Origin of the sequence: Arthrobacter echini, assembly GCF_008107445.1 — a bacterium.
Classification (GTDB): domain Bacteria; phylum Actinomycetota; class Actinomycetes; order Actinomycetales; family Micrococcaceae; genus Arthrobacter_D; species Arthrobacter_D echini_A.
Window position 1 is genome coordinate 42,811 of record NZ_VSLD01000006.1, and the last position, 25,307, is coordinate 68,117.

Annotated in this window: 21 protein-coding genes and 1 tRNA gene; 16 read left to right on the plus strand and 6 right to left on the minus strand. The window is 68.7% G+C overall.

What is annotated here, in order from left to right; translation table 11 throughout:
- Positions 1-36: 36 nt before the first annotated feature.
- The gene (locus tag FQ377_RS11645) at positions 37-858 is read right to left on the minus strand and encodes an amino acid ABC transporter substrate-binding protein (protein WP_148601441.1); all 822 of its coding nucleotides are present in this window, start codon (positions 856-858) and stop codon (positions 37-39) included.
- Between the two features lie 143 nt (positions 859-1,001).
- Between FQ377_RS11645 and FQ377_RS11650 the strand changes: the two genes are divergently transcribed.
- On the plus strand, positions 1,002-2,885 hold the full coding sequence (locus FQ377_RS11650) for an ABC transporter ATP-binding protein (RefSeq protein WP_148601442.1): 1,884 nt from the start codon (positions 1,002-1,004) through the stop codon (positions 2,883-2,885).
- 57 nt (positions 2,886-2,942) lie between these two features.
- Here the strand turns inward: FQ377_RS11650 and FQ377_RS11655 are convergent.
- Positions 2,943-3,016: transfer RNA gene (locus FQ377_RS11655), tRNA-Arg, on the minus strand.
- 37 nt (positions 3,017-3,053) lie between these two features.
- On the minus strand, positions 3,054-3,692 hold the full coding sequence (locus FQ377_RS11660; RefSeq protein ID WP_262364426.1) for a hypothetical protein: 639 nt from the start codon (positions 3,690-3,692) through the stop codon (positions 3,054-3,056).
- 164 nt (positions 3,693-3,856) lie between these two features.
- Here FQ377_RS11660 and FQ377_RS11665 point away from each other — a divergent pair, with 164 nt between their 5' ends.
- From FQ377_RS11665 to FQ377_RS11695, 7 genes are all read left to right on the plus strand, one after another.
- Positions 3,857-5,398 carry an alanine/glycine:cation symporter family protein gene (locus tag FQ377_RS11665; protein ID WP_262364427.1) on the plus strand — a complete coding sequence of 514 codons (1,542 nt, stop codon included), beginning with the start codon at positions 3,857-3,859 and terminating at the stop codon, positions 5,396-5,398.
- Between the two features lie 130 nt (positions 5,399-5,528).
- A complete protein-coding gene (gene pcrA / locus FQ377_RS11670) occupies positions 5,529-8,000 on the plus strand; it encodes a DNA helicase PcrA (RefSeq protein ID WP_148601444.1) in 2,472 nt (823 codons plus the stop codon).
- A gap of 188 nt (positions 8,001-8,188) precedes the next feature.
- Positions 8,189-9,355, plus strand: a complete 1,167-nt coding sequence (gene sucC / locus FQ377_RS11675; RefSeq protein WP_148601445.1) for an ADP-forming succinate--CoA ligase subunit beta — start codon at positions 8,189-8,191, stop codon at positions 9,353-9,355.
- 10 nt (positions 9,356-9,365) lie between these two features.
- Positions 9,366-10,268 carry a succinate--CoA ligase subunit alpha gene (gene sucD, locus FQ377_RS11680; RefSeq protein WP_148601446.1) on the plus strand — a complete coding sequence of 301 codons (903 nt, stop codon included), beginning with the start codon at positions 9,366-9,368 and terminating at the stop codon, positions 10,266-10,268.
- Positions 10,269-10,357: 89 nt separating this feature from the next.
- Complete coding sequence (locus FQ377_RS11685; RefSeq protein ID WP_316245927.1) at positions 10,358-11,773, plus strand: sugar porter family MFS transporter; 1,416 nt, start codon at positions 10,358-10,360, stop codon at positions 11,771-11,773.
- Positions 11,774-11,845: 72 nt separating this feature from the next.
- Entirely contained in the window at positions 11,846-12,901 is a 1,056-nt protein-coding gene (locus tag FQ377_RS11690; RefSeq protein WP_148601447.1) for a zinc-dependent alcohol dehydrogenase family protein, read from the plus strand.
- Positions 12,902-12,957: 56 nt separating this feature from the next.
- Positions 12,958-13,428, plus strand: coding sequence for an SRPBCC family protein (locus FQ377_RS11695; protein WP_148601448.1), 471 nt, complete (start codon positions 12,958-12,960; stop codon positions 13,426-13,428).
- A 17-nt stretch (positions 13,429-13,445) separates the two neighbouring features.
- Here the strand turns inward: FQ377_RS11695 and FQ377_RS11700 are convergent, their stop codons facing one another.
- A complete protein-coding gene (locus tag FQ377_RS11700) occupies positions 13,446-14,564 on the minus strand; it encodes a VIT1/CCC1 transporter family protein (RefSeq protein ID WP_148601449.1) in 1,119 nt (372 codons plus the stop codon).
- Between the two features lie 269 nt (positions 14,565-14,833).
- Here FQ377_RS11700 and FQ377_RS11705 point away from each other — a divergent pair, with 269 nt between their 5' ends.
- Together FQ377_RS11705 and FQ377_RS11710 are read left to right on the plus strand one after the other, a co-directional pair.
- Positions 14,834-16,564 (plus strand): long-chain-fatty-acid--CoA ligase, encoded by a 1,731-nt coding sequence (locus FQ377_RS11705; protein WP_148601450.1) that lies wholly within the window; start codon positions 14,834-14,836, stop codon positions 16,562-16,564.
- The gene (locus FQ377_RS11710; protein WP_148601451.1) at positions 16,561-17,886 is read left to right on the plus strand and encodes an AI-2E family transporter; all 1,326 of its coding nucleotides are present in this window, start codon (positions 16,561-16,563) and stop codon (positions 17,884-17,886) included. Before FQ377_RS11705 ends, FQ377_RS11710 begins: the two co-directional genes overlap by 4 nt.
- 45 nt (positions 17,887-17,931) lie before the next feature.
- On the opposite strand, the gene FQ377_RS11715 is transcribed toward FQ377_RS11710, so the two are convergent.
- Positions 17,932-19,425 carry a sodium:solute symporter family protein gene (locus tag FQ377_RS11715; RefSeq protein ID WP_148601452.1) on the minus strand — a complete coding sequence of 498 codons (1,494 nt, stop codon included), beginning with the start codon at positions 19,423-19,425 and terminating at the stop codon, positions 17,932-17,934.
- 77 nt (positions 19,426-19,502) lie between these two features.
- On the opposite strand from FQ377_RS11715, the gene FQ377_RS11720 reads away from it, so the two are divergent.
- From FQ377_RS11720 to FQ377_RS11740, 5 genes are all read left to right on the plus strand, one after another.
- Positions 19,503-20,084 carry a helix-turn-helix domain-containing protein gene (locus FQ377_RS11720; RefSeq protein ID WP_148601453.1) on the plus strand — a complete coding sequence of 194 codons (582 nt, stop codon included), beginning with the start codon at positions 19,503-19,505 and terminating at the stop codon, positions 20,082-20,084.
- Positions 20,085-20,220: 136 nt separating this feature from the next.
- A complete protein-coding gene (gene speB, locus FQ377_RS11725; protein ID WP_148601561.1) occupies positions 20,221-21,225 on the plus strand; it encodes an agmatinase in 1,005 nt (334 codons plus the stop codon).
- The gene (locus FQ377_RS11730; protein WP_148601454.1) at positions 21,226-22,926 is read left to right on the plus strand and encodes a thiamine pyrophosphate-binding protein; all 1,701 of its coding nucleotides are present in this window, start codon (positions 21,226-21,228) and stop codon (positions 22,924-22,926) included.
- Positions 22,927-23,087: 161 nt separating this feature from the next.
- Positions 23,088-23,882: an EAL domain-containing protein gene (locus tag FQ377_RS11735; protein ID WP_148601455.1), complete on the plus strand. Its 795-nt coding sequence runs from the start codon at positions 23,088-23,090 to the stop codon at positions 23,880-23,882.
- Positions 23,883-23,973: 91 nt separating this feature from the next.
- Positions 23,974-24,177 carry a hypervirulence associated TUDOR domain-containing protein gene (locus FQ377_RS11740; protein WP_148601456.1) on the plus strand — a complete coding sequence of 68 codons (204 nt, stop codon included), beginning with the start codon at positions 23,974-23,976 and terminating at the stop codon, positions 24,175-24,177.
- A gap of 31 nt (positions 24,178-24,208) precedes the next feature.
- Here the strand turns inward: FQ377_RS11740 and FQ377_RS11745 are convergent, their stop codons facing one another.
- Entirely contained in the window at positions 24,209-24,553 is a 345-nt protein-coding gene (locus tag FQ377_RS11745; RefSeq protein WP_148601457.1) for a DUF3140 domain-containing protein, read from the minus strand.
- A gap of 133 nt (positions 24,554-24,686) precedes the next feature.
- Here FQ377_RS11745 and FQ377_RS11750 point away from each other — a divergent pair, with 133 nt between their 5' ends.
- Entirely contained in the window at positions 24,687-25,226 is a 540-nt protein-coding gene (locus FQ377_RS11750; RefSeq protein ID WP_148601458.1) for a hypothetical protein, read from the plus strand.
- Positions 25,227-25,307 lie beyond the last annotated feature (81 nt).

Below are 25,307 nucleotides of genomic sequence, written 5' to 3' on the forward strand. Positions count from 1 at the left end.
GTCCGCCGACGCCGCTGCCTCCTCCCGCCCCCATGGTCACTCGCTGACGTCGGAGCCGAAGTACTTCTGCGAGATCTCCGCGAGCGTGCCGTCGGCGCGCAACTCGTCGAGCGCCGTGTCGATCGCGTCGACGAGCTCTGTGCTGCCCTTCCGGACGGCGACGGCGCTCATCGAGTTCTCCTCCGTGGTGGCCGCGATCTTGATGCCCTCGTTGCCATTGGTCTTCTGGTAGTCGAGGTAGGTCAGTTCGTCGTTGATCGTGGCATCGACGCGGCCCTGCTCGAGGAGCGTGACGGACTGCGCCCACCCCTCCACGGGCTCCACGTTCGCACCGCTCTCGTTCGCGAGCGTGTTCCAGTTGCTCGTGAGGGACTGCGCGGTGGTCTTGCCGTCCAGATCCTCGAAGGAGGAGATGTCCTCGTTGTCGGAGCGCGTGACGATCACGCCGGAGCTGACGGTGTAGGGCTCGGAGAAGTCGTAGGCCTCCTTGCGCTCATCCGTCATGGTGACCTGATTGGCGATCACGTCGAAGCGGCCCGCCTCCAGCCCGGCGAAGATCGCATCCCACTGCGTCTCCTCGAACTCGGCCTCCACGCCCATCCTTGCCGCGACGGCATCGATCACCTCGACGTCGTACCCGGTCAGGTCCCCGCTGCCGTCCTCGTGGAAGCTGAAGGGCCGGTAGGTGCCCTCCGTGCCGACGGTCAGTACTCCGGCGTCCTGGATCTCCTGGAGCGTGGTGGGACCGGCGGAGCCGGAGGCGCCGCCGGCATCGGGCGAATCGGCGCCGTCCGAGCAACCCGCGAGGGCCAGTGTGAGTGCCGCCGCGGCACCGAGGACGGACAGGCGGTGGGTCATGGGGATCAATCCTTCTCGTGGTGATCGGACGTTGAACACTACTGAAGGCAACACCGCACCACCTACTTATTGTTCCGCAGTGTTGCGCGCGGCTGCCAGACTTGTGGGGAGCACGATCGTGCGCACCACCGGGAGGAATCACCATGTCCATGGAAGGCGCAGCCTGGAGCTCGCTGTACAAGATCTCGACGGCGAAGGACGGCAGGCACGGCTTCTCGCGGGAATCGGTGCGGCGCATCCTCACCTTCGCCGTGCCGTACCGGACCATGCTGATCCTGTTCATCGTCCTGTCCATCGCCGGTGCCTTCCTGGCCGTGGCGACGCCGGTGCTCGCCGGTCAGGTGGTGGACGTCATCGTGGCCGAGGGCGAGGTGCGCACCATCGTCTGGCTCGCCGTCGTCATCGCCCTCGTCGCGGTGGCCGACGCCGGGGTGTCCCTGGTGACCCGCTGGTACTCCGCGCGGATCGGTGAGGGCGTGATCCTCGATCTCCGTACGGCGGTCTTCAACCACGTGCAGAAGATGCCGATCGCATTCTTCACCCGCACCCGTACCGGCGCTCTGGTGAGTCGGCTGAACAACGACGTCATCGGCGCGCAGCAGGCCTTCAGCGGCACGCTGTCGGGCGTGGTCACGAACATCGTGGCCCTGGCCCTGACACTGATCGTCATGCTCGGCACCTCCTGGCTGGTGACCGTCCTCGCCGTGATCATGCTGCCCATCTTCCTGATCCCCGCACGCCGCATGGGCAGCCGTCTCGCCGCGCTCCGCCGCGAGGCAGCGGATCACAACTCCGCGATGAGCACGCAGATGACCGAGCGCTTCTCCGCGCCGGGCGCCACGCTGGTCAAGCTCTTCGGCCGACCCGACGAGGAGGCCGAGGAGTTCCGGCTCCGCGCCTCACGCGTCCGGGACATCGGGGTGCGGACCGCCATGCTGCAGTTCGTCTTCTTCACCGCCCTGATGCTCGTCTCGGCACTCGCGCTGGCCCTGGTCTACGGCCTGGGCGGCTTCCTGGCGCTCGCCGGCCAGCTCGACACGGGCGAGGTGGTCACGCTCGCCCTGCTGCTCACGCGCCTCTACGCACCCCTGACGAGCCTGGCGAACGCCCGCGTGGAGATCATGAGCGCGATCGTCAGTTTCGAGCGTGTCTTCGAGGTCCTCGATCTCGAGCCGCTCATCCAGGAGAAGCCGGACGCCGGCACGGTGCCCGCCGGGCCGGTGTCCGTGGAGTTCGACGACGTCCGGTTCGCCTATCCGTCGGCGGACAAGGTCTCCCTGGCCTCCCTCGAGGAGGTCTCGACGCTCGACACCCGCGGCGGGGAGGAAGTGCTCCACGGGGTGTCCTTCCGGATCGAGCCCGGCCAGACCGTGGCACTCGTGGGTACCTCGGGTGCGGGCAAGTCGACGATCGCCCAGCTGGTGGCCCGGCTGTACGACGTCGACACCGGCGCCGTGCGACTCGGCGGGACGGACGTCCGGGACGTCACCTTCGCCTCCATGCGCCACTCCCTCGGGATGGTGACCCAGGACGGTCATCTGTTCCACGAGACCATCCTGTCCAATCTCCGGCTCGCCAGGCCGGAGGCCACCCTGGACGAGGTCTGGGATGCCGTCCGGCGTGCACGCCTCGAGCCGCTCCTGCGGTCCCTGCCGGACCAGCTGGACACCATGGTCGGCGAGCGCGGCTACCGGCTCTCGGGTGGTGAGCGCCAGCGCATGACGATCGCACGCCTGCTGCTCGCCCAGCCGCGCGTGGTGGTTCTCGACGAGGCGACGGCGGCCCTGGACTCGACGTCGGAGGCGGCCGTGCAGTCGGCGCTCAGCGCCGCCCTCGAAGGCCGCACGGCGATGGTCATCGCCCACCGGCTGTCCACGATCCGCAGCGCGGACATGATCCTGGTGGTGGAGGACGGGTCCATCGTGGAACGCGGAACGCACGACGAGCTCCTGGCCATGGGCGGCCGCTACGAGGAACTCCACCGGACGCAGTTCGCCGTGCAGAAGACCCTGGCCGCCAACGAGTAACCCGGAGACAGGTCAGGGATGGATCATCGATCCATCCCTGACCTGCTGTACCCGAAGTGCCCCTGGCCGGAATCGAACCGACGACCTTCCCTTTAGGAGAGGGACGCTCTATCCTACTGAGCTACAGAGGCTCGGACACGGTAGGGGTCCGTGTTCGGCGGTCCCAGCCTACCTGCTCCGCGCCGTGGTCCCCGCGCCGCCCCCGTCAGGCCCGTGGTGCACCATCCGGCGACGCCCGAAGACCGAGACGGCACCGCCCGCCAGGCTCACGAGGAGCAGTACCCACCGCAGTACGGTCAGGGTCGAGGCGAGCAGGACGTCGCCCGCCCCCGGTGAGGCCTGGGCCAGAACGGTGTCGATGGCGATGTTCTCCCACAGATCGGCCACCACGAACAGGAGCACCGGGGACCACAGCACCCAGCGGAGCCAGCGACGCGCGGTGTTGAGCTGGATGAGCAGGAGCCAGGCGAAGGCGAAGATCAGGGGGAAGAGGGTGCCCGCCGTCTTGTGCAGATAGCTCAGCTGACCGCGGGCGTCGTCGTCCATCGCCGCTCGCAGCCGCTCGACATACCCCACGTCGTAGCCGCCCACCATCATGTCCGGCATGGCCAGGCCGTCAGCAAGCTGGGTCATCTGCCCGAGGGCCAGCAGGTGGAAGTACCAGAAGAGGAACACGGAGGCGACGGCAGCGGCGATGATGACCAGGCTCCCGTTGGAGCGTTGTAGCTGCGGCGGTGCGTCCGGTGTCCGGGGTGGCGGAGTGCCGGTGAAATGCTTCCGCGCGATCTGTGCTCGTGTTCGTGCCACAGTCCCAGTATGAACGATCCACAAACAGGGACAGGGAATCCTGTGAGTCCGCTGTGAATCTAGTTTCAATTCAGTGACGCTTCCACTGAAATATCGTTTGTGTGATTGCGCTCACCTTCCGGGCGCGGTTCATTTAGGGAATGCTTCTAGCCTCTGCAGTACCCATGACCACTGCGACAGATGACGTCTCCTGGCTGGCCACCGTCGACGACGCCGTCAACACGGCGTTCGCCAAGCCCACCGAGATCTTCTCCAATATCGTGTTCTTCCCGATCACGATCGGCGGCGTCAGCTTTCCCGCCGTCGTGGCCTGGCTCGTCATCGCGGGCATCATCTTCACGATCTACTTCAAGGTCCCCCAGTTCCGCGGCCTCAAGGTGGGGTACGAGGTGGTCCGCGGGCGCTATTCCTCGAAGGACGATCCGGGCGAGGTACCTCACTTCCAGGCCCTCACCTCCGCGCTCTCAGGCACCGTGGGTCTCGGTAACATCGCCGGCGTCGGCGCGGCCATGGCCCTCGGTGGCCCGGGCGCCACATTCTGGATGATCTGCGCCGGCCTGATCGGCATGGCCACGAAGTTCGCGGAGTGCACGCTAGGGGTCAAGTACCGCCAGATCCACGAGGACGGCTCGGTCAGCGGTGGTCCCTTCAAGTACCTCCCCATCGCGTTCAGCAAGCTCGGGCGCATCCCGGCGAAGATCCTCACCGGCATCTTCGCGGTGGCGATCCTCGTCTTCGGTGTGGCCGGCGGCAATATGTTCCAGGCCAATCAGACCTTCGCCCAGGTGCAGAACGTCACGGGCGGCGAAGACGGCTTCCTCGGCAGCGCCGGCTCGGCCTTCATCTTCGGGATCGTCCTCGCCTTTCTGGTCGCCGTGGTCATCCTCGGTGGCATCAAGTCGATCGGGGCGACCACCTCGCGGCTTGTCCCTGCCATGGGCGGCGTCTACGTCCTCGCCTGCCTGTTCGTGATCATCGTCAACATCGACCAGGTCCCCGGGGCATTCGGCGCGATCATCACCGGGGCCTTCAATCCGCAGGGGATGGCTGGCGGCTTCCTCGGCGTCCTGATCGTCGGGTTCCAGCGGGCCTCCTTCTCGAACGAGGCCGGTGTGGGCTCGGCCGCCATTGCCCACTCTGCCGTGAAGACCCGCCGCCCCGTCAGCGAGGGCTTCGTGGCTTTGTACGAGCCGCTCGTGGACACGGTCCTGATCTGCACCATGACGGCCCTCGCGATCATCATCGCCGGTGCGCCGAGCCTCCAGGCGGGCATCGATCAGGTGCAGGGTGGTGGCGACACGCCCGACGGCGTGATCCTCACCTCGGACGCCTTCGCGACGGTCATCCCATGGTTCCCCATCATCCTCGCGATCGCCGTCGTCCTCTTCGCCTACTCCACACTCATCACCTGGTCCTACTACGGTCTCAAGGCCTGGGAGTTCCTGTTCGGTCGCGGCAAGACGGCGGAGATCAGCTACAAGATCATCTTCCTGTTCTTCACCGTCGCAGGGTGCGTCCTGACCTTCAGCCAGGTCATCAGCTTCGCCGACGCCGCCCTGTTCGTCTGCGCCTTCATCAATCTGCTCGGCGTGTACTTCCTGCTGCCGGTCATCAAGAAGGAGATGCGCGAGTACCTCGCTGACCGCAAGAGCGGCAAGCTGCTGATTCTCGGCATCGAGCGGGACGAGCTCCAGACCGAGAAGTAGCACCCGAGCCCGACAAGACCCGGACGCAGCGATGCCCCCGCCGGCCCACGGCGGGGGCATCGTCGCGTCACCGCACCCTCTCCTCACTCTCCGGCGGACTGTCGGGAGAACGGCCTAGACTCGAGACACCATGGACATGCTCTTCGATCCCTACGTCTCCCCACCCACGCCCGCCGAGAAGAAGCGCGCACGCGAGGCCGCCATGGCCGGCGGGACGCCGGTCGGACCCGCGTCGGGCGGGGGCCCGGCGCACGTACCCGCCGATGCAGGAGTGGACGAGCGCCGGGCGCAGGAACTCCTGCAGGGCCTGAACCCCCAGCAGGAGGAGGCCGTCAGGCACGGCGGCTCACCACTGCTGATCGTGGCCGGTGCGGGATCCGGCAAGACGCGCGTCCTGAGCCACCGGATCGCCTACCTGCTGGCTACGGGCCGCTCCCACCCCGGACAGATCCTCGCCATCACCTTCACGAACAAGGCGGCCGCCGAGATGCGCGAGCGCATCGAGGGCCTCATCGGCGACGTGGCCAAGCGCATGTGGATCTCCACCTTCCACTCCTCCTGCGTGCGCATCCTCCGCCGCGAGGCCGCGTCGGTGGGCCTGAACTCCAACTTCTCCATCTACGACTCCGCCGACACGCTGCGTCTCATCACGCTCGTGGCCAAGGGGCTGGATCTCGACCCCAAGAAGTTCGCCCCTAAAGCAATCCAGCACAAGATCTCCGCGCTGAAGAACGAGCTCGTCGACGAGGAGTCCTTCGCCTCGGACGCCGATCCCGCGGATCCGTTCGACCAGGCGGTCGCCGAGGTCTACTCCGGCTACGCGCAGCGCATGCGCCAGGCGAACGCCATGGACTTCGACGACCTGATCGCGCAGACGGTCTTCATGTTCCGTGCCTTCCCGGGGGTCGCGGACTACTACCGGCGCCGGTTCCGTCACGTCCTCGTGGACGAGTACCAGGACACCAACCACGCACAGTACGCCCTGGTCCGGGAGATCGTCGGCGTGCCGGGCGAGTCCACCGACGATCCCGCCGAGCTGACGGTGGTGGGCGACTCCGACCAGTCCATCTACGCCTTCCGCGGAGCCGACGTGCGCAACATCGTGGAGTTCGAGAACGACTACCCCAGCGCGCGCACCATCCTGCTCGAGCAGAACTACCGGTCCACGCAGAACATCCTCAGCGCGGCCAACGCCGTGATCTCCCGGAATCCGAACCGGCCGGAGAAGCGGCTGTGGACCGCGGAAGGCAGCGGCGAGAAGATCATCGGCTACGTGGGGGAGAACGAACACGAGGAAGCGCGCTTCATCTCGGAGGAGATCGACCGGCTGCAGGACGACGAGGCGGTCCGTCCGGGCGACGTCGCGATCTTCTACCGCACGAACGCGCAGTCGCGGTCCATCGAGGAGATCCTGCTGCGCGTGGGGCTGCCCTACAAGGTGGTCGGCGGCACGCGGTTCTACGAGCGCAAGGAGGTCAAGGACGCCCTCGCCTATCTGCGCGTCCTGGTCAACCAGGACGACGTCGTCAATCTCCGCCGCATCCTCAACGAGCCCAAGCGCGGCATCGGCGACCGCGCGGAGTACGCCGTCGCGGCCCTGGGGGAGCGCGAGCGGATCAGCTTCATGCAGGCACTGCGCCGCGCGCCCGAGGCGCCGGGCCTGGCCACCCGTTCGGTGAACGCCGTCGCGGGATTCGTGAAGCTCGTCGACGATCTCGCCGAGGTGGCCGCCGGATCCGGTGCCGCCGCGGCCCTCGAGGCCGTCCTGGAGCAGACCGGCTATCTCGAGCAGCTGCGCACCAGCAACGATCCCCAGGACGAGTCCCGCGTGGAGAACCTCGCAGAGCTCGTGGCCGTCCTCCGCGAGTTCGAACGGGACAACCCCGAGGGGACGCTCGGCGACTTCCTGGAGCAGGTCTCGCTCGTGGCCGATGCCGATCAGATCCCGGATGCACCGGACGGTTCGCAGGCCGAGGTGCAGCGGGCCGTGGAGGAAGCGCGGCGCCAGGGAGTGGTCACGCTCATGACGCTGCACACGGCCAAGGGGCTGGAGTTCCCCGTGGTGTTCCTGACCGGCATGGAACAGGGCATCTTCCCGCACCAGCGCTCGGCCACCGATCCCAAGGAACTCGCCGAGGAGCGGCGCCTGGCCTACGTCGGTCTCACCCGCGCCCGGCAGCGCCTCTACATCACGCGCTCCGAAGTGCGCAGCATGTGGGGCCAGAGCCAGTACAACCCCGAGAGCCAGTTCGTCGGCGAGATCCCGGCGGAACTGATCGACTGGAAGCGGGAGGGCGCCGCCAAGCCCGCCTGGACCACCGGCGGCAGCATCGGCGGGCCCCGGTTCAGCGGTTCGTACTGGGGTGCCGGCGGGGGAGGCTTCACCGGCGGGACGGCGCCGGCGAAGGCCATCGGCCGCGTCCAGCCGCAGAAGGAGGTTGTCTCCGTGGCCGTGGGGGACAAGGTCAACCACGCGAGCTTCGGCGACGGCACGGTGCTCTCGGTGGAGGGCGCCGGCGACAAGACCGTGGCGAAGGTCCGCTTCGACGTCGGCGAGAAGCGGCTGCTGCTGCGTTACGCCCCGCTGACGAAGGTGGCCTGATGGACGAACGACACGCGGTCGGGTCGCCGCCCACGGCCGCGGGACCTCAACGAACGGGAGGCGGATTTCTACGCCGGATAGAACTGTGGCCTTCCTCACCGAACCGCTAGTCTGTGAGAGGCCCCAGCGCCGGGAGGACTACAGTTCCCTCTTGTAAACCGACTTCGACGTAGAAGGACACGAGCTAAGTGGACCTGTTTGAATATCAGGCGCGCGATCTCTTTGAGGCACACGGCGTCCCCGTGCTCGCCGGCATCGTGGCGCACACCGCAGAAGAAGCGCAGGCAGCGGCCGAGAAGATCGGCGGCGTCGTCGTCGTCAAGGCCCAGGTCAAGGTGGGCGGTCGCGGCAAGGCCGGCGGGGTCAAGGTCGCCAAGACCCCCGAGGAGGCCCGTTCCTACGCCTCCGACATCCTCGGGATGGACATCAAGGGCCATACCGTCCAGCGGGTCATGATCGCCCAGGGTGCCGACATCGCCGAGGAGTACTACTTCTCCGTCCTGCTCGACAGGTCCAACCGCAACTACCTGGCCATGTGCTCCGTCGAGGGCGGCGTCGAGATCGAACAGCTCGCCGTCGAGCGCCCCGACGCCCTGGCCCGTGTCCCGATCGACGCCGGAACCGGGATCGACCAGGCGAAGGCCGAGGAGATCGTGGACGCCGCCGGCTTCGCCCCCGAGGTCCGCGACGGCGTCATCCACACCATCCTGAAGCTGTGGGACGTCTTCGTGAAGGAGGACGCCACGCTCGTGGAGGTCAACCCGCTCGTGAAGACCGGCGCTGGAGAGATCCTCGCCCTCGACGGCAAGGTCACCATCGACGAGAATGCCGGCTTCCGCCAGCCCGGCCATGCCGAGCTGGAGGACAAGGACGCCGCGGATCCGCTCGAGGCCAAGGCCAAGGAGAACGATCTCAACTACGTGAAGCTCGACGGCCAGGTGGGCATCATCGGCAACGGTGCCGGGCTCGTCATGTCCACGCTCGACGTCGTCGCCTACGCCGGTGAGGCGCACGGCGGCGTCCGGCCGGCCAACTTCCTCGACATCGGCGGTGGGGCCTCCTCCGAGGTCATGGCCGCCGGTCTCGACGTCATCCTGAACGACACCCAGGTCGAGAGCGTGTTCGTCAACGTCTTCGGCGGCATCACGGCATGCGACGCCGTCGCCAACGGGATCGTCAAGGCCCTCGAGATCCTCGGCGACGAGGCGAACAAGCCCCTCGTGGTCCGCCTCGACGGCAACAAGGTCGAGGAGGGCCGGCGCATCCTCGCCGAGGCGAACCATCCGCTGGTCACCCTCGCCGACACCATGGACGAAGGCGCCGACAAGGCCGCCGCGCTCGCCTACGGAAAGTAAAGGTTTCCCCATGTCTATCTATCTCAACAAGGACTCACGGGTCATCGTCCAGGGCATCACGGGCGGCGAGGGCACCAAGCACACCGCCCTCATGCTCAAGGCCGGCACCCAGGTGGTCGGCGGCGTGAACGCCCGCAAGGCGGGTACGTCCGTCACGCACGACGACGTCACCCTGCCCGTCTACGGCACGGTCGAGGAAGCCATGAAGGAGACCGGCGCCGACGTGTCGATCGTCTTCGTGCCGCCTGCCTTCACCAAGGACGCCGTGGTGGAGGCCATCGAGGCCGGGATCGGCCTCGTCGTCGTCATCACCGAGGGCGTACCCGTCCAGGACTCGGCGGAGTTCTGGGCACTCGCCCAGTCCAAGGTCGACGCCGACGGCAAGCAGGTCACGCGCATCATCGGCCCGAACTGCCCGGGCATCATCACGCCGGGCGAGTCCCTCGTGGGCATCACCCCTGCGAACATCACCGGCAAGGGCGGCGTGGGTCTTGTCTCGAAGTCGGGCACCCTGACCTACCAGATGATGTTCGAACTGCGCGATCTGGGCTTCTCCACGGCCATCGGAATCGGCGGCGACCCCGTGATCGGCACCACCCACATCGACGCCCTCGCGGCATTCGAGGCGGATCCCGAGACCAAGGCGATCGTGATGATCGGGGAGATCGGCGGCGACGCCGAGGAGCGCGCGGCCGAGTTCATCAAGGCGAACGTCACGAAACCCATGGTGGGCTACGTGGCCGGTTTCACCGCGCCCGAGGGCAAGACCATGGGCCACGCCGGTGCCATCGTCTCCGGCTCCGCGGGGACGGCGCAGGCCAAGAAGGAAGCACTCGAGGCCGCCGGCGTCAAGGTCGGCAAGACGCCGTCCGAGACCGCGAGCCTCCTCCGTGAGGTCTACGCAAGCCTCTGAGTGGACCTCCACCCGCACGGACCGAGAACAGCCTCCCCCACGGGGGAGGCTGTTCTTCTGCGTGCCCGGGCCGGTCGGGCGGGGGCGGCGTGACCGGGAACGACGTCGCCCCGCCCGGCACCGATGCGCGTACCCGGCGCGGAGCACTGCGGCGCATGACCTGGGTGGCGACCCTCGGCGGGCTGCTCTTCGGCTTCGACACGGGTGTCATCAACGGAGCACTGCCCTTCATGGCGGATGATCTTCGGCTCACCGCCCTCACGGAGGGGCTCGTGGCGAGCTCGCTGGTGCTCGGCGCCGCGTTCGGTGCCCTTGCCGGTGGCCGCCTCGCCGATGCCTTCGGCCGCAGGAGGATGATCCTCGTCCTGGCCGTGATCTTCCTGCTCGGAGCGCTGGGGTCCGCCCTCGCGCCCGATGTGACGGTCATGGTGATCGTCCGCTTCGTCCTCGGTCTGGCTGTGGGAGGGGCCTCGGTGATGGTGCCGATCTTCCTCGCGGAGGTGGCCCCGGCAGCCAGGCGCGGTCAGATCGTCACCCGCAACGAACTGATGATCGTGGCGGGGCAGCTGCTGGCCTTCAGCTCCAGCGCATTCCTCGGGAATGTCTTCGGGGACAGCCATGGGATCTGGCGCTGGATGCTCGTGCTCGCGACGCTGCCGGCGATCGGGCTCTGGATCGGGATGCACGTGGTCCCCGAGAGCCCGCGCTGGCTCGCAGCACACGGCGTCGCCGGGTCGGCGCTGCGGGTCCTGCAGACCCTGCGCCCACCCGAGGAGGCGCGTCGGGAGTACGAGGAGATCAGGCAGGCCGCGGCCGAGGACCGTCTGCGGGACAGGGCGTCCCTGCGCGACCTGCGTGAGCCCTGGCTCCGGAGGGTCCTCGTGGTCGGTCTCGGACTCGCGGTGATCCAGCAGATCACCGGCGTCAACGCGATCATGTACTACGGCACACAGATTCTCGTCGACGCCGGCTTCGGAACCCGGTCGGCCCTGACGGCGAACATCGCCAACGGCATCGTCTCCGTGGCCGCCACCTTCGTGGGCATCTGGCTGCTGGGCCGCGTGGGACGCCGCCCCATGCTGCTCGTGGGTCAGCTCGGAACGACGTCGGCCCTGTTCGGCATCGGTCTCGTGGCCCTGCTCGTCGAGGAGGGAGCGCTGCGGGGCTTCCTGGTCCTCGCGCTCACCGTGACCTTCCTGGCCTTCCAGCAGGGCTCCATCTCGCCGGTGACCTGGCTGATGCTCTCCGAGATCTTCCCCATGCGTGTGCGGGGACTCGGGATGGGCGCGGCGGTGTTCGTGCTCTGGATGGTCAACTTCACGGTGAGCCTCACCTTCCCCACCCTGGTCGACACGGTCGGCCTCTCGAGCACCTTCTTCGCCTTCGGCGTCCTCGGTATCGCAGCGATCGCCTTCGCCCGCCGGTACATCCCCGAGACACGGGGCAGAACCCTGGAGGAGCTGGAGGGCGGCTTCAGGGTCGCGGCCGGTCACTCACCGAGGTAGGGTCGCGCCCCCACGGCTTGTACTGTCGGGAGGGGACATCGATTCCATCAGGCAAAGCTTCGAGGAGAGACCATGCGCGCCACCATCATCCACGGACCCGGCGATATCCGCGTCGAGGACCGGGACTACCCGGAGATCGTCCGCTCCACCGACGCGGTCGTCAGAGTCACCGCGTCCTGCGTCTGCGGGTCCGATCTGTGGCCGTACCGCGGTGTCCGGCCCACCAAGGAGCCCAAGGCGATCGGGCACGAGTTCATCGGCGTCGTGGAATCCGTCGGTGCCGACGTCCGCGACGTGAGTGTCGGTGACTTCGTGATCGCGCCGTTCGTGGACAGCTGCGGCACCTGCCCCCAGTGCCTCAACGGAGTCACCGTGGCCTGCGACCACCTCACCGGATGGGGTAGCACCGACGAGCACGGCCACTACGTGCAGGGAGCCCAGGGCGAGGCCGTGCGCGTCCCGCAGGCGGACGGGACACTGCGCGTCGTCGACGGCGTCACCGAGCCGGACGACGCCCTCACGGCAAGCCTGCTCACCCTCTCGGACGTCATGTCGACGGGCCATCACGCCGCCGTCTCGGCGAACGTGGGACCGGGCCGCACCGTCGTCGTCGTGGGGGACGGCGCCGTGGGCCTGTGCGGGGTGCTGGCCGCGAAGCGTCTCGGCGCCGAGCGCATCATCGCCATGTCCCGCCACGAGGACCGCCAGGCGCTGGCCCGTGAGTTCGGCGCCACGGACATCGTGGCCGAGCGCGGGGACGAGGGCGTGGAGATGGTCCGCGAACTGCTCGGCGGTGTCCTCGCCGACTCCGTGCTCGAGTGCGTGGGGACCAAGGAGTCCATGGACCAGGCGCTGCGCAGCACCCGACCCGGCGGAAATCTGGGCTTCGTCGGGGTCCCCGCCGGCGGACCCGAGCTGCCCGTCGGCTATCTCTTCGCGAAGAACATCACCGTGGGCGGCGGCATGGCACCCGCCCACACGTACATCCCGGAACTGCTGAAGGACGTCCTCGACGGGACGATCAACCCCGGGCTGGTCTTCGACGTCGTGATGCCCCTCGGGGACGCAGCCGAGGCGTACCGGGCGATGGACGAGCGGCGTGCCATCAAGGTGCTGCTGAAGCCCTGATCCCCGGACGGTTCACCCGGAAGTGCGCGGGCAGCGTCGGCGTGGACAATGAGGGTATGACCACTGCTCCCGCTCCAGACCCGGCCTATCTCATCTCGCGCGAGCGGCTCATCAAGGCCCCTGCCGAGCGGATCTTCGAGGTCCTCGCCCGCCCCGCCCTGCACAGCGTGATCGACGGCTCCGGAACGGTGCGGGGCGAGCAGCCCAATGGCCCCGAGCGCCTCTCGCTCGGTGCGCGGTTCGGTATGGAGATGCGGATCGGTGCCCCCTACCGGATCCTCAACCGGGTGACCGAGTTCGAGGAGGGCCGCCGGATCGCCTGGCGGCACTTCTCCGCGCACGTGTGGCGCTACACCCTGGAACCCCGCGGCGATTCCACGCTCGTGCGCGAGGAGTGGGACGGGCGGGCGGTGCCGTGGAGGATCGCCTTCCGGCTCGCGGGCTTCACGCGCCGTCATCCCGCGAGCATCGAGGCCACCCTCGCGAAGCTCGAGGACCACGTGCTACAGGAGCAGCGTCGGGGCTGAGCCGCGCGGTCGGGACCTCAGGCGACGGTGGTGCCGAAGAGCAGCCCGAGCAGGTAGGTGACCGCTGCGGCTCCCAACCCGATCCCCAGCTGGCGCAGCGCGAGGCGCAGCGGAGAGGCTCCGGAGAGGAGCGCGACGACGGCCCCCGTGGACAGGAGGGCCAGTCCCACCAGGACGCACGCCAGGACCACGGCGGTGACGCCATCGAGTCCCAGCAGATAGGGGAGCACGGGGATGATCGCCCCGGTGGCGAAGAAACAGAAGCTGGAGGCCGCGGCCCCGAGGCCGGTGCCGACAGACTCGTACTCCGGCAGATCCTCCTCCGGCCGCAGCGAGAAGCTCGGATCGCAGTCGCAGTCCGCCATGCCCAGCCGCTCGGCCGCCCTGTGCTCGGCGGCGGCCGGCGTCATGCCGCGCGCCCGGTAGACCAGCACCAGCTCATTGGCCGCGATGTCCAGCTGCTTCGCAGCGGTGAGGGTGATCTGCGTGGGGCGCGACGCCGAGAGCAGCTCGCGCTGGGAGCGAACGGAGACGTACTCACCGGCTCCCATCGACAGCGCTCCCGCCAGCAGACCGGCCAGCCCACTGAAGAGGATGAACGCGGGGGACACCCCCGTGGCCCCGATCCCGATGACCAGCGCGAGATTGCTCACCAGGCCGTCGTTCGCGCCGAACACGGCCGCCCGGAAGTTGCCCGAGAGCCTGGTGCGCCCGCGCGTCGCCAGACCTCGCACCACCTCCTCGTGGATCTGTTCGTCGGCCACCATGGCGTCCGTCGCGGAGGGATCGGCAGCATAGGGGGAGCGGCCCTCGGCCCGCTGGGCCAGGGCGAGGACGAAGACGGACCCGAACCGGCGCGCGAACCAGCCCAGGACCCGGTTGCGGAGCGAGGGGTGCAGCGGACGCCCGGCGTGCTCGCCGAGCAGCGCGAGCCAGTGCGCCTCGTGGCGACCCTCCGCCTCGGCCAGGCCGAGGAGGATCTCGCGTTCCTCGCCCACGCGGCGTCGGGCCAGATCCCGGTAGATCGCGGCCTCGGCACGCTCGTCGGCCAGATGCTGGCGCCACCGCCTGACGTCGTCGGGCGGTGGGGGCTGCTGGGGGTGTGTCACGGGGCTCCGGGGGTCAGGCCCGCGCAGTCCCGGTCCGAAGAGGACGTCGGCCGGGGTACGCGGATGCGTCGAACAGGGCCGAAGGTCTCGCTCGCCGTCTCACCGGTGGACTGCCGGGCACCGCGGTGCCAGTATGTCGACAGGCCTCGCGTCTGCACGCGGAGCTACTCCCCTTCGGCGCACAATCCTACCGTGCGGCGACGGGGGGTCCCGTCAGCCCCGGCAGGTGTGCGGGGTCGGGTAACGTGATTCGTCGGCCCCGCATCAGGGTCGGACGGACAAGAGGAAGCAGACTCATGGATCTGGCAGCCAGACCGTGGCTGGCGAGCTACGCACCCGGCGTGCCGACCATCTTCGACGTACCCGAGGGCACCCTCACCGATGTGCTCGATGCGTCGGTGGGGACCTATGCCGCCACGACGGCGCTCGAGTTCTTCGGGGCGTCCACCAGCTACCGGGAGCTCGGGGACGCCGTGGCCCGCGCCGCGGCGGGCCTGAAGGCCCTCGGCGTCACCCACGGCGACCGCGTGGCCCTGGTGCTCCCGAACTGCCCGCAGCACATCATCGCCTTCTACGCGGTCCTCCGGCTCGGGGCGATCGTCGTCGAGCACAACCCGCTCTACACCGACCGGGAGCTCCGACACCAGTTCGAGGACCACGGTGCGAAGCTCGCGATCGTCTGGGACCGGGTGGCGCCGCGCATCCAGCGGTTCCCGGCGGACATCGCCGTGACCACCGTGGTCTCGGTGGACCTCATCAGCGCGATGCCGGTGTCCCGCCGGCTCGCGCTCACGCTGCCGCTCAGGCGTGCGCGGGAGGCCAGGGCAGCGCTGACGACGACGGACGGGCTCACCGGGCCGCGGACGCTCGTGGCGTGGAAGGAGCTGCTCCGGCACCGCCGCCTGCCGCAGCAGCAGCCGCGCCCCGCAGCGACGGACACGGCCGTCCTGCAGTACACCAGTGGGACCACGGGTGTACCGAAGGGTGCCATCCTCACGCACCGCAATCTGCTGGCGAACGCGGCGCAGGGCAGGGCCTGGGTGCCCGGGCTCGACGCCGGACGCGAGACGGTCTACGCGGTACTGCCCATGTTCCACGCCTACGGCCTGACCCTCTGCCTCACCTTCGCCATGAGCATCGGCGCGAAACTCGTCCTCTTCCCGCGTTTCGACGTCGGGCTGGTGCTGGACGCCGCGAAGAAGAGTCCGCCTACCTTCCTTCCCGCCGTGCCGCCCATCTACGATCGGCTCGCCGCCGGCGCGGCGGAGCGCGGGGCGGATCTGCGCAGCATCCGCTTCGCGATCTCCGGTGCCATGAACCTGCCGGAGTCCACCGTCGAGACCTGGGAGGCCGCCACGGGCGGGTATCTGATCGAGGGCTACGGCCTCACGGAGACCTCCCCGATCGTGGCAGGCAACCCGATCGGCCCCACCCGGCGCCCGGGCACGGTCGGCGTGCCGTTCCCCGGAACGGACGTGCGGATCGTGGACCCCGACGCCCCCGACGTCGATCGCGCCCCCGGTGAGACGGGGGAGCTGCTGATCCGTGGCCCGCAGGTGTTCCAGGGGTACTGGCGCAGGCCGGACGAGACCCAGGCCGTCCTGCTCGACGACGGCTGGTGCCGCACAGGAGACATCGTCCGCATGGACGGGGACCACTTCATCACCATCGTGGACCGCATCAAGGAACTCATCATCACCGGCGGGTTCAACGTGGCGCCGTCCGAGGTCGAGAGGGCGCTGCTGAACCACGCCGATGTGACGGACGCCGCCGTCGTGGGACTGGCGCGGGCGGAGGGCGGCGAGGACGTCGTCGCCGTCGTGGTCCTCGCCCCGGGGGCCGCACTCGATGTCGAGGCGCTGCGTTCCCACTGCCGCAGCGCGCTCGCGGCCTACAAGGTTCCGCGGACGATCGTGCAGGCACAGGACCTGCCCCGGTCCCAGATCGGGAAGATCCTCCGACGCGAGGTCCGCGCCCAACTGCTCAACGATGGCCTCCCGGCCGAAGGAAAAGGTGACCGCCGATGACCACTCCCGCCCAGCTGGAAAACTTCGCCCCGAAGGGACCCTGGCGCGACAGCCTCGGTAATGCCAGCATCAGGGCGGCGCAGGTCCTGCTGCTCCTGGTGCTGATCGTCGGTGCGATCTACGCGTTGATCCAGGTCCAGCTCGTGGTCATCCCCATGCTGCTCGCCCTCATCCTCGCCGCGGCGATCGGGCCGTTCGTGAACTGGCTCCGCCGGAAGGGCTGGGCAGCTTCCGCCGCCACCGCCGCGGCCTTCCTGCTCCTGCTGCTGGTGTTCAGCGGCCTGATCACGGGTATCGTGTTCGCCGTCGTCGGGCAGGCCGACCAGCTCGTCTCCAGTGCCACCGAGGGCTTCGACAAGCTCTACGCCTTCGTCCAGAACGGACCCATCCCCGTCGACGAGGCGCAGATCCAGCAGGCGCGCGACTGGGTGGTGGACTTCGCCACGAGCAGCACCGTGGGTGCCGGTGCCATCTCCGGGCTGAGCGCGGCCGGGAACTTCTTCGCGGGCGCCGTGCTCATGGTGGTCATCCTCTTCTTCTTCCTCAAGGACGGAGAGAAGATCTGGGCCTTCATGCTGCGTGCCTTCAAGGGCAAGCGCCTCGTCAAGGCACGCCGTGTCGGGGAGAGCGGCATGACGGTCCTCGGGGGGTACATCCGTGGGACGGCGATCGTGGCGCTCGTCGACTCCGTGTTCATCGGCCTCGCCCTCTTCTTCCTGGGTGTGCCGCTCGCACTGCCCCTGGCGGCGATCGTCTTCATCGGCGCGTTCATCCCGCTCGTCGGCGCGACCCTCGCCGGTGTGCTCGCCGCCCTGATCGCCCTCGTGGCCAACGGGCCGCTGATCGCCCTGTTCGTGATCATCGCCGTGATCGTGGTGAACCAGCTCGAGGGGAACTTCCTGCAGCCCGTGGTCATGGGCCGCACGCTGCAGGTGCACGCGCTCGTGATCCTGGTCGCCCTGACCGCCGGCACCGTCCTGGCGGGGATCGTCGGGGCCATCCTCTCCGTGCCCGTGGCCGCCGTCGGCTGGGCCGCCATCAAGGCGTGGAACCAGGAGGACGACGACCACATCACCGACGAGGAGATCGCGGATGCCGAGGAGCGGACCGCGCTCGACGAGACGGGCAGGGGTCTGAGCTCCACCCCGAAGGAGGATCACGCGGGCCGCAGGGCCGCGGCCGCCGTCGCCGTGGAGGTGGCCGATGACCGCCGCACGGTCGCGGAGCGTCCGGTCGACGGGTCGGACGGCGACACCGGCGATGCCGGCGACACCGAGGGCCGGGCGGAGCGGGACGGCGGTTCGTCGCCCGCCCCGCGCTAGGGCGTCGACCGCCACGCGGCCCGACCGGCCCGCGGGCCGGTCGGATCAGCGGGGCAGCTCCGCCGGGGTCTCCTCGGGCACCTCTCCGGCCACGCGGCGGTCCCAGGCAGCCATCACGGCGGGGCTGGTCGGCCGGGTGGCCAGCGAGACGACGACGTACACGAGGGCCGAGACTCCCAGACCCCAGTAGATCGGGTCGTTGGCGTAGATGCCGTCGTACCGCGCCTCCGCGGTGATCTCGAGGTAGGCCATGACGCCGAGGGTCACGAGAGTGCCCGCCGCCATGGACGCGCCGGCGCCGATCCCGTTGCCGCGACGCCAGACGAGCCCTCCGATGATGGAGACGAGGAGCCCGCCCACGAGGATGTCGTAGGCGATGGTCAGGGCGGCGACCACATCCTGTACCACCACGGCCAGGCCGAGGGTGACGATCCCAAGGCCGAGCACCCACCAGCGGCTCGCGGAGACGTCCTCCGACACCGGGCGCTCGTCGCCGCCCCTGCCGAACCAGCCCCCCACGAACGGCACGACGTCGGTGCGGGCCACCGTGGCGGCGGCGATCAGGGCGCCCGACGCCGTCGACATCATGGCGGCGACCGCAGCGGCGAGGACCAGGCCGCCGATGCCGACCGGCAGCACGTTGAGGGCGATGTCCGCGTAGACGTCGTCGCGCGATTCGATGGCGGGCAGGACCACGCTGGCACTCATACCGATCACCGCACCCGCTATGCCGTAGAGGATGCAGTAGATCCCGGCGGCCGAGCCACCCCAGCGGGCCACCTGCGGTGTCCGGGAGGTGAAGACCCGCTGCCAGATGTCCTGACCGATCAGCAGGCCGAGGGTGTACACCACGAAATAGGTGATGATGCTCTGCGCGCCGATCCCGGTGATGCTGAAGAACTCGTCGCCCGCGCGCTCGGCGATGCCGTCGAATCCGCCGGCCGCGGCGAGCGAGAAGGGCAGCATCAGGGCGAAGACGCCGATGGTCTTGATCACGAACTGGGCCATGTCGGCCAGGGTGATGGACCACATGCCGCCGATCGTGGAGTAGATGAGCACGATCGCCCCGCCTACGGCGATGGACAGCGCGCGGTCCCACCCGAACAGCACCACGAAGATGGTGGCGTAGGCGCCGGTGGAGGTGGCGCAGAGCATGAGCGTGTAGGCGAGCATCACGATGCCCGAGACCCGGGTGGCGCGGTGGCCGTAGCGCAGCGTGAGCATCTGCGAGACCGTGTAGATCTTGAGCTTCTGGATGGTGGGGGCGAAGAGCAGACTCAGCAGCAGGACGCCGGTGCCGATGGCCACCACGAGCCACATGCCGGAGATGCCGTACTGGTAGCCGAGGCCCACACCGCCCACGGTGGACGCGCCTCCCAGGACCACGGCGGCCATGGTCCCGGTGTAGAGGAGCGGCCCGAGGCGTCTGCCTGCGACCAGATAGTCGCTCGCAGTCCGGGTACGGGACTTGCCCCACCAGCCGAAGCCGAGCATGGCCACGAGATAGATCACCACGATGGAGATGTCGAACAGGTGCATGATGGGCCTTCCGGGGACGGATGAAGGGGTGTCCTCTTCCCGGTAAGCTTCCCTGATTGCCGCCGGAGAGGACAACCATGAAGGCATTGCCCATCGAGCCGTCCAATGTGCCCGTCGCCATCGGATCGCGCATCCGTGCCGCGCGGCAGGCGCAGCGGATGACGATCGAGCAGGTGGCTGCCTCGACGGGACTGACCAAGGGGTTCCTCAGCAGGGTGGAGCGCGATCTGACCTCCCCGTCCGTGGCCTCGCTCGTGACTCTGTGCCAGGTGCTCTCGATCCCCATCGGCGACCTGTTCCTCCAGCCCGAGACGTTCCTGACGAGACTTCAGGAGGCGCCGCGGATCAGCCTCGGCGGCGAGGGCATCGAGGAGACCCTGCTGACGGCGCGCTCGGAGCGCCGGCTCCAGCTGATCCGCGCCGTCGTCGAGCCGCACGGCCGGGGGGAGGACGAGCTCTACTCCGTGGACTGCGAGGTGGAGGTTCTCCACGTGGTCTCCGGCCGGCTGGAGCTGATTTTCTCGAACGACCGCTACGATCTCCGTGCCGGGGACACGCTCACCTTCCCGGGCAGGGAACCGCACAGCTGGGCCAACCCGGAGGATCATGAGGCGATCGTCCTGTGGACCCTGGTCGCAGCTGCCACCGGCCGATCATAGGGGCCACGGCGCCTGCCCGCGCCGCAGGTGGAGAACGCTGCGATCCTTGACCCGGTGGAACCCGCCCAATAGCCTTGGGAAAAACCTTTGATTCATATTGGGCAACTCACCGAGTGGCCCGGAACGGATGGCAGCTGTGGAAGAACTGCGTGTCACGAGCGGCGGTCAGCTGGGCCCCATCGATTCCTCCCGCGTCCCCCGCTATGCCGGAGCGGCCACCTTTGCCCGGCTGCCGCGGCTCGACCAGGTGGAGCACGCCGAGGTGGCCGTCGTCGGCGTCCCGTTCGACTCGGGTGTCTCCTACCGCCCGGGAGCGCGGTTCGGCGGCAATGCCATCCGCGAGGCCTCACGCCTGCTGCGTCCCTACAACCCGGCACTGGACGTCTCGCCGTTCGAGCGCGTGCAGGTGGCCGACGCCGGGGACATGGCGGTCAATCCGTTCAACATCGGCGAGGCCATCGAGACGGTGCAGCAGAACGCGCTGGATCTCACCGCGAACGGCACGCGGCTCGTGACCCTGGGCGGTGACCACACCATCGCCCTACCGCTGCTGCGGGCCGCGACCGAACGGGCCGGCTCGCCCGTGGCGATGCTCCACTTCGACGCGCACCTCGATACGTGGGACACCTACTTCGGCGCCGAGTACACCCACGGCACGCCGTTCCGCCGCGCCGTGGAGGAGGGCATCCTCGATACCGAGGCCATCTCCCACGTGGGGACGCGCGGGCCGCTCTACGGCGTCCGTGACCTCGAGGACGATCGCCGTTTCGGTTTCGGCATCGTGACGTCCTCGGACGTCTACCGCAAGGGCGTCGACGAGATCGTGGACCAGCTGCGCTCACGCATCGGCTCCAGGCCGCTGTACGTCTCGGTGGACATCGACGTCCTCGATCCCGCGCATGCCCCGGGCACCGGCACGCCCGAGGCCGGCGGCATCACGAGCCGCGAACTGCTCGAGATCCTCCGCGGCCTGCGCGGACTCAACCTCGTCGGCGCCGACGTCGTCGAGGTGGCCCCGGCCTACGACCATGCGGAGATGACCGGCGTCGCCGCGTCCCACGTGGCGTACGACCTCGTCACGCTCCTGGCGGATACCCTGACCCCAGGTACACCCGCCACCACGACCCCCGAGGACCAGTAGATGGCCAGCATCAACAGCACCGACAGCGCAGCCTCCACCCCGCCGGCGCCCGTCACCGACCAGCGCAACGGCGGCGATCTCGTCATCGAGACCCTCACCGCGCTCGGGGCGACGACGGTGTTCGGCATTCCCGGGCAGCACGCCCTCGGTCTCTTCGACGCCCTCTCCCGCTCGGAGCTCCGCTTCGTCTCCTCACGTGTGGAGAACAACTCGGCGTTCGCGGCCGACGGCTTCTCCCGGGCCACCGGGGATGTGGGGGTGCTCTTCCTCTCGACCGGCCCCGGGGCACTCACTGCCCTCGCCGGCCTGCAGGAGGCCTACGCCACGGGCGTCCCGATGGTGGTCGTCGCCAGCCAGATCCCCCTCGAGGGCCTCGGCGCGCGGCGCAAGGGCATGCTGCACCAGCTGGATGACCAGAAGGCCTCGGCGGCGAACGTGACCAAGAGCCAGCGGCTCATCCAGCAGGCCTCCGGCATTCCCTCGGCCATCCAGGACGCCTGGACCGAGGCCGTCTCGTCGCCGCAGGGCCCGGTATGGATCGAGGTACCGCAGAACGTGCTGCTGGATCCCGTGATGGTCCCGCGGGTCGAGGACGCGCTCGCTGAACCCTTCGACAATCCTCCACGGGTGGAACTCGTGCGCGAGGCGGTGGCCTGGCTGAAGGACTCCAAGCGCCCGGCGATCGTCGCCGGCGGCGGTACGCGGCGCGGTGGAGCCGAGGCCGCGCTGCTCTCGATCGCCGAGAAGCTCGGCGCTCCCGTCATCTGCTCACCGGGCGGCAACGGCGCCTTCCCCTGGACCCACGAGCTGTCACTGCAGTCCTGGGTGGAGGACCGCCACACCACGGACGTCCTCGAGGACGCCGACGTCCTCCTCGTGGTCGGCTCCTCACTCGGTGAGGTCACCTCCAACTACTTCACGCTCGAGCCCCGCGGCCGCATCATCCAGATCGACGCCGAACCGCGGGTCCTGGAGTCCAATCGTCCGGGGCTCGGCATCCGCGCCGACGCCGGACAGGCGCTCACGGCCCTCGACGCAGCGATCGAGCCGCTCGAGCGCGACCGCGAACCCGGGTACGACGCCGTCGCGCTCGTGGCCGCGACCCTCGCGAAGGTCGGTGCGCGTCTCGACGGGCAGGAGCTCGGCAAGGAGCGCGCGTTCATGCAGGACATCCGGGAGGCCGTGCCCGCGGGCATGCAGACCTTCTGGGACATGACCATCGCCGCCTACTGGGCCTGGAGCTGCTGGGACGCGCGTGAGGGCCAGTTCCACTCCGCGCAGGGCGCAGGCGGGCTGGGCTTCGGCTTCCCGGGCGCCATCGGCGGCTCCGTGGGCCTCGCATCCCATGACCTGCCCGCACGGGTCCTCGCCGTCTCCGGCGACGGCTCCGCCATGTACTCCATCGCAGAACTCGCCACCGCGCGACAGCACGACATCCCGGTGACCTGGCTGATCGTGGACGACGGCGGCTACGGCATCCTCCGCGAGTACATGGAGGGCGCCTTCGGCAAGGCCACGGCGACGGAACTCGCGCGGCCCGACTTCGTGGCGCTCGCGGAATCCTTCGGCGTACCGGCCCGGCGCGTGGGACCGGAGGGTATCGGTGCCGCGTTGCGCGAGTCACTCGCTGCGGAGGGCCCGAATGTCGTCGTCGTGGAGACTCTCCTGAGACTGTTCGCCCCGACGCACCTTGATCGGTAGCGCAGAATCGGCAGGGGCCGGGCCCGTTCCGTTTCGTGTCATCCCGTGGCAGGGTAACGAACACCGGGCACAGAGCCGATAGGGATGTGCGGCGCCCTGAGTACTCCGGCGTCCGGACCGGCCGATTCCCGGAGCGTGGACGAGAACAGTGGGGAGCTCCTATGGCGTGCAACGGATGCAGCTCGGCGTCGAAACTCGACTTCGACTTCAGTATGGCGTTCCAGCCGATCTATGACGCCGTGGCGGGGCGCGTGTGGGGTTACGAGGCGCTGGTCCGGGGACTGGCGGGCGAGGGCGCTCAGCAGATCCTGTCGAGGGTGACGCCGGAGCAGAAGTACCGCTTCGACCAGGACTGCCGCATCAAGGCGATCGAACTCGCCTCGCGCCTGTTCCCCGCGGGTGAGGAGCTGATGCTCTCCATCAACTTCATGCCGAATGCCGTCTACGAACCGGCCGCCTGCCTGCGCGCGACGCTGCGTGCAGCCGAGCGGTACAGCTTCCCGATGTCCTCCATCATGTTCGAGTTCACGGAGGACGAGGAGGTGGCCGACACCGCCCATCTCCAGAACATCATCTCCGAGTACCGCAAGCACCACTTCACCACGGCCATCGACGATTTCGGTGCCGGTCACGCCGGGCTGGGGCTGCTCGTCGATTTCCAGCCGGATCTGCTCAAGATCGACATGCTGCTGGTCCGGGGGATCGACACGAGTCCGGCGCGCCGGGTGGTGGTGGACGGCATCCTGGGAATCGCCCGGGAACTCGGCATCACCGTGCTTGCCGAAGGGGTGGAGACGGAGGCGGAGTTCTCGGTGCTGCAGGCAGCGGGCGTGCGCCTCTTCCAGGGGTACTGGTTCGCGAAGCCCGCGTTCGAGGAGCTGCCCCGCATCCGTCCCCGGTCCCTCGGCGCCCCAGCTGAGGTCGAGATGTCAGTAGGAGTACCCACCCCCGCCTGACACGTGCACCCCACGCGGTGCAGCACGCCTTCCGTTCCGCTCGTGGAGATGAGAATGTCGAGGCACATCACCATGACGACGGAGGAGAACCATGGCATTCCGCAAGGGCGACACGATCACCTGGAACACACCGCAGGGCGAGACCGAGGGCTCGATCGTGGAGAAGCACGAGAAGGAGTTCACGTTCGACGGGCAGAAGTTCAACGCGTCGGAGGACGAGCCGTACTACACCGTCGAGAGCGCGAAGTCCGGCAAGCATGCCGCGCACAAGGAGAGTGCGCTGACGAAGAAGTAGCAGCCCCTTCTCACGCCGGCGGGCCGTGATCTCAATTCAGCGGGTCGTGGCCCCAGTTCATGAGCGAGTAACGCCATTTGGACGTCTCCAGGTCTTCCTTCGACGGTTTCTGGGCCAGGTGGCGGTGGACGTAGCCGACCACTTTCCGCATGTGGGCTACGTCGTCGTCGGTGAGCTCCGCCTTCCTCGTCCGGAGGATGTCCACGATCCGCCGTCCCGATTCGTGGCCCACCGATTCGCCGCCGGCCGAGTCCTTCTGGCCCACCGATCGGGACTCGTCGGAGTCGAGCCAGGTCTCGAGCTGCGACGCGGTCATGGTGACGGCGTCCTTCCAGTCAGACCAGACGTCCTCGAGCTGGTGGGGTGCAGCGTTCATCGGTTCCGGGCCTCTCATAGCATGGCGTGTGACGAGTCACAGCAGGGCTTTTTCGCGAGCTTGCAATAGCTTAATCGTAAGCTGGCTGATAAATGTAGAGGGTAGGTCAACAACGTCTAAGGAGCTCTACATCATGGCAGGAAACCTTTTGGCACGATCAGCCCACGATCTGGGCGCCGCAGCCTGGTTCGGCGGAACGCTCATGGGCGCTGTCGGTCTGAACGGCGCGACGGCGAAGGCCAAGGACCCCAAGGAGCGCACCCGCCTGTCGGCCCTCGGCTGGGCCAAGTGGACCCCGGTGCAGATCGCGGCCTTCGCAGCCCATGGCATCGGCGGCCTCGGCCTCATCGGCGCCAACAAGGGACGCGTCAAGGGCCAGGACTCGGTCGGTTCCAACACCGGCTGGAAGACCGCCGTGACCCTCGTCGGCATGGCACTGTCGCTCTACTCGGGCATCCTCGGCAAGAAGGTCGGCGAGCTGGCCGAGCAGGGTGGCCAGGGAGCCACCGAGCCCCGCCCGGGAGCCAGTGACGAACTCGCGAAGGCCCAGAAGCAGCTCCAGGTCACGCAGTGGCTGCTGCCCGTCTTCAGCGGCGCCGTCATCGTCATGGGCGCCAAGCAGGGCGAGATGCAGCGTCCGGAGAACATCGTGAAGGGCCTGCTCAAGAAGTAGGACCTCCCGGTTCGCGAGGCCCCCGCAGGCTCGTCCCTTCCACGAACACGTGGTCGGCGTCGGGCCAGCGGGGGCCTCTGC

Coding starts and splice junctions, on each gene's coding strand:
- FQ377_RS11715 (WP_148601452.1), bottom strand. CDS start 19,425: ATGCACCTGTTCGACATCTCCATCGTGGTGATCTATCTCGTGGCCATG.
- FQ377_RS11710 (WP_148601451.1), top strand. CDS start 16,561: ATGACCACTCCCGCCCAGCTGGAAAACTTCGCCCCGAAGGGACCCTGG.
- FQ377_RS11665 (WP_262364427.1), top strand. CDS start 3,857: ATGACCACTGCGACAGATGACGTCTCCTGGCTGGCCACCGTCGACGAC.
- FQ377_RS11740 (WP_148601456.1), top strand. CDS start 23,974: ATGGCATTCCGCAAGGGCGACACGATCACCTGGAACACACCGCAGGGC.
- sucD (WP_148601446.1), top strand. CDS start 9,366: ATGTCTATCTATCTCAACAAGGACTCACGGGTCATCGTCCAGGGCATC.
- FQ377_RS11690 (WP_148601447.1), top strand. CDS start 11,846: ATGCGCGCCACCATCATCCACGGACCCGGCGATATCCGCGTCGAGGAC.
- FQ377_RS11705 (WP_148601450.1), top strand. CDS start 14,834: ATGGATCTGGCAGCCAGACCGTGGCTGGCGAGCTACGCACCCGGCGTG.
- FQ377_RS11750 (WP_148601458.1), top strand. CDS start 24,687: ATGGCAGGAAACCTTTTGGCACGATCAGCCCACGATCTGGGCGCCGCA.
- FQ377_RS11735 (WP_148601455.1), top strand. CDS start 23,088: ATGGCGTGCAACGGATGCAGCTCGGCGTCGAAACTCGACTTCGACTTC.
- FQ377_RS11695 (WP_148601448.1), top strand. CDS start 12,958: ATGACCACTGCTCCCGCTCCAGACCCGGCCTATCTCATCTCGCGCGAG.
- FQ377_RS11650 (WP_148601442.1), top strand. CDS start 1,002: ATGTCCATGGAAGGCGCAGCCTGGAGCTCGCTGTACAAGATCTCGACG.
- FQ377_RS11745 (WP_148601457.1), bottom strand. CDS start 24,553: ATGAACGCTGCACCCCACCAGCTCGAGGACGTCTGGTCTGACTGGAAG.
- FQ377_RS11730 (WP_148601454.1), top strand. CDS start 21,226: ATGGCCAGCATCAACAGCACCGACAGCGCAGCCTCCACCCCGCCGGCG.
- FQ377_RS11645 (WP_148601441.1), bottom strand. CDS start 858: ATGACCCACCGCCTGTCCGTCCTCGGTGCCGCGGCGGCACTCACACTG.
- pcrA (WP_148601444.1), top strand. CDS start 5,529: ATGGACATGCTCTTCGATCCCTACGTCTCCCCACCCACGCCCGCCGAG.
- FQ377_RS11720 (WP_148601453.1), top strand. CDS start 19,503: ATGAAGGCATTGCCCATCGAGCCGTCCAATGTGCCCGTCGCCATCGGA.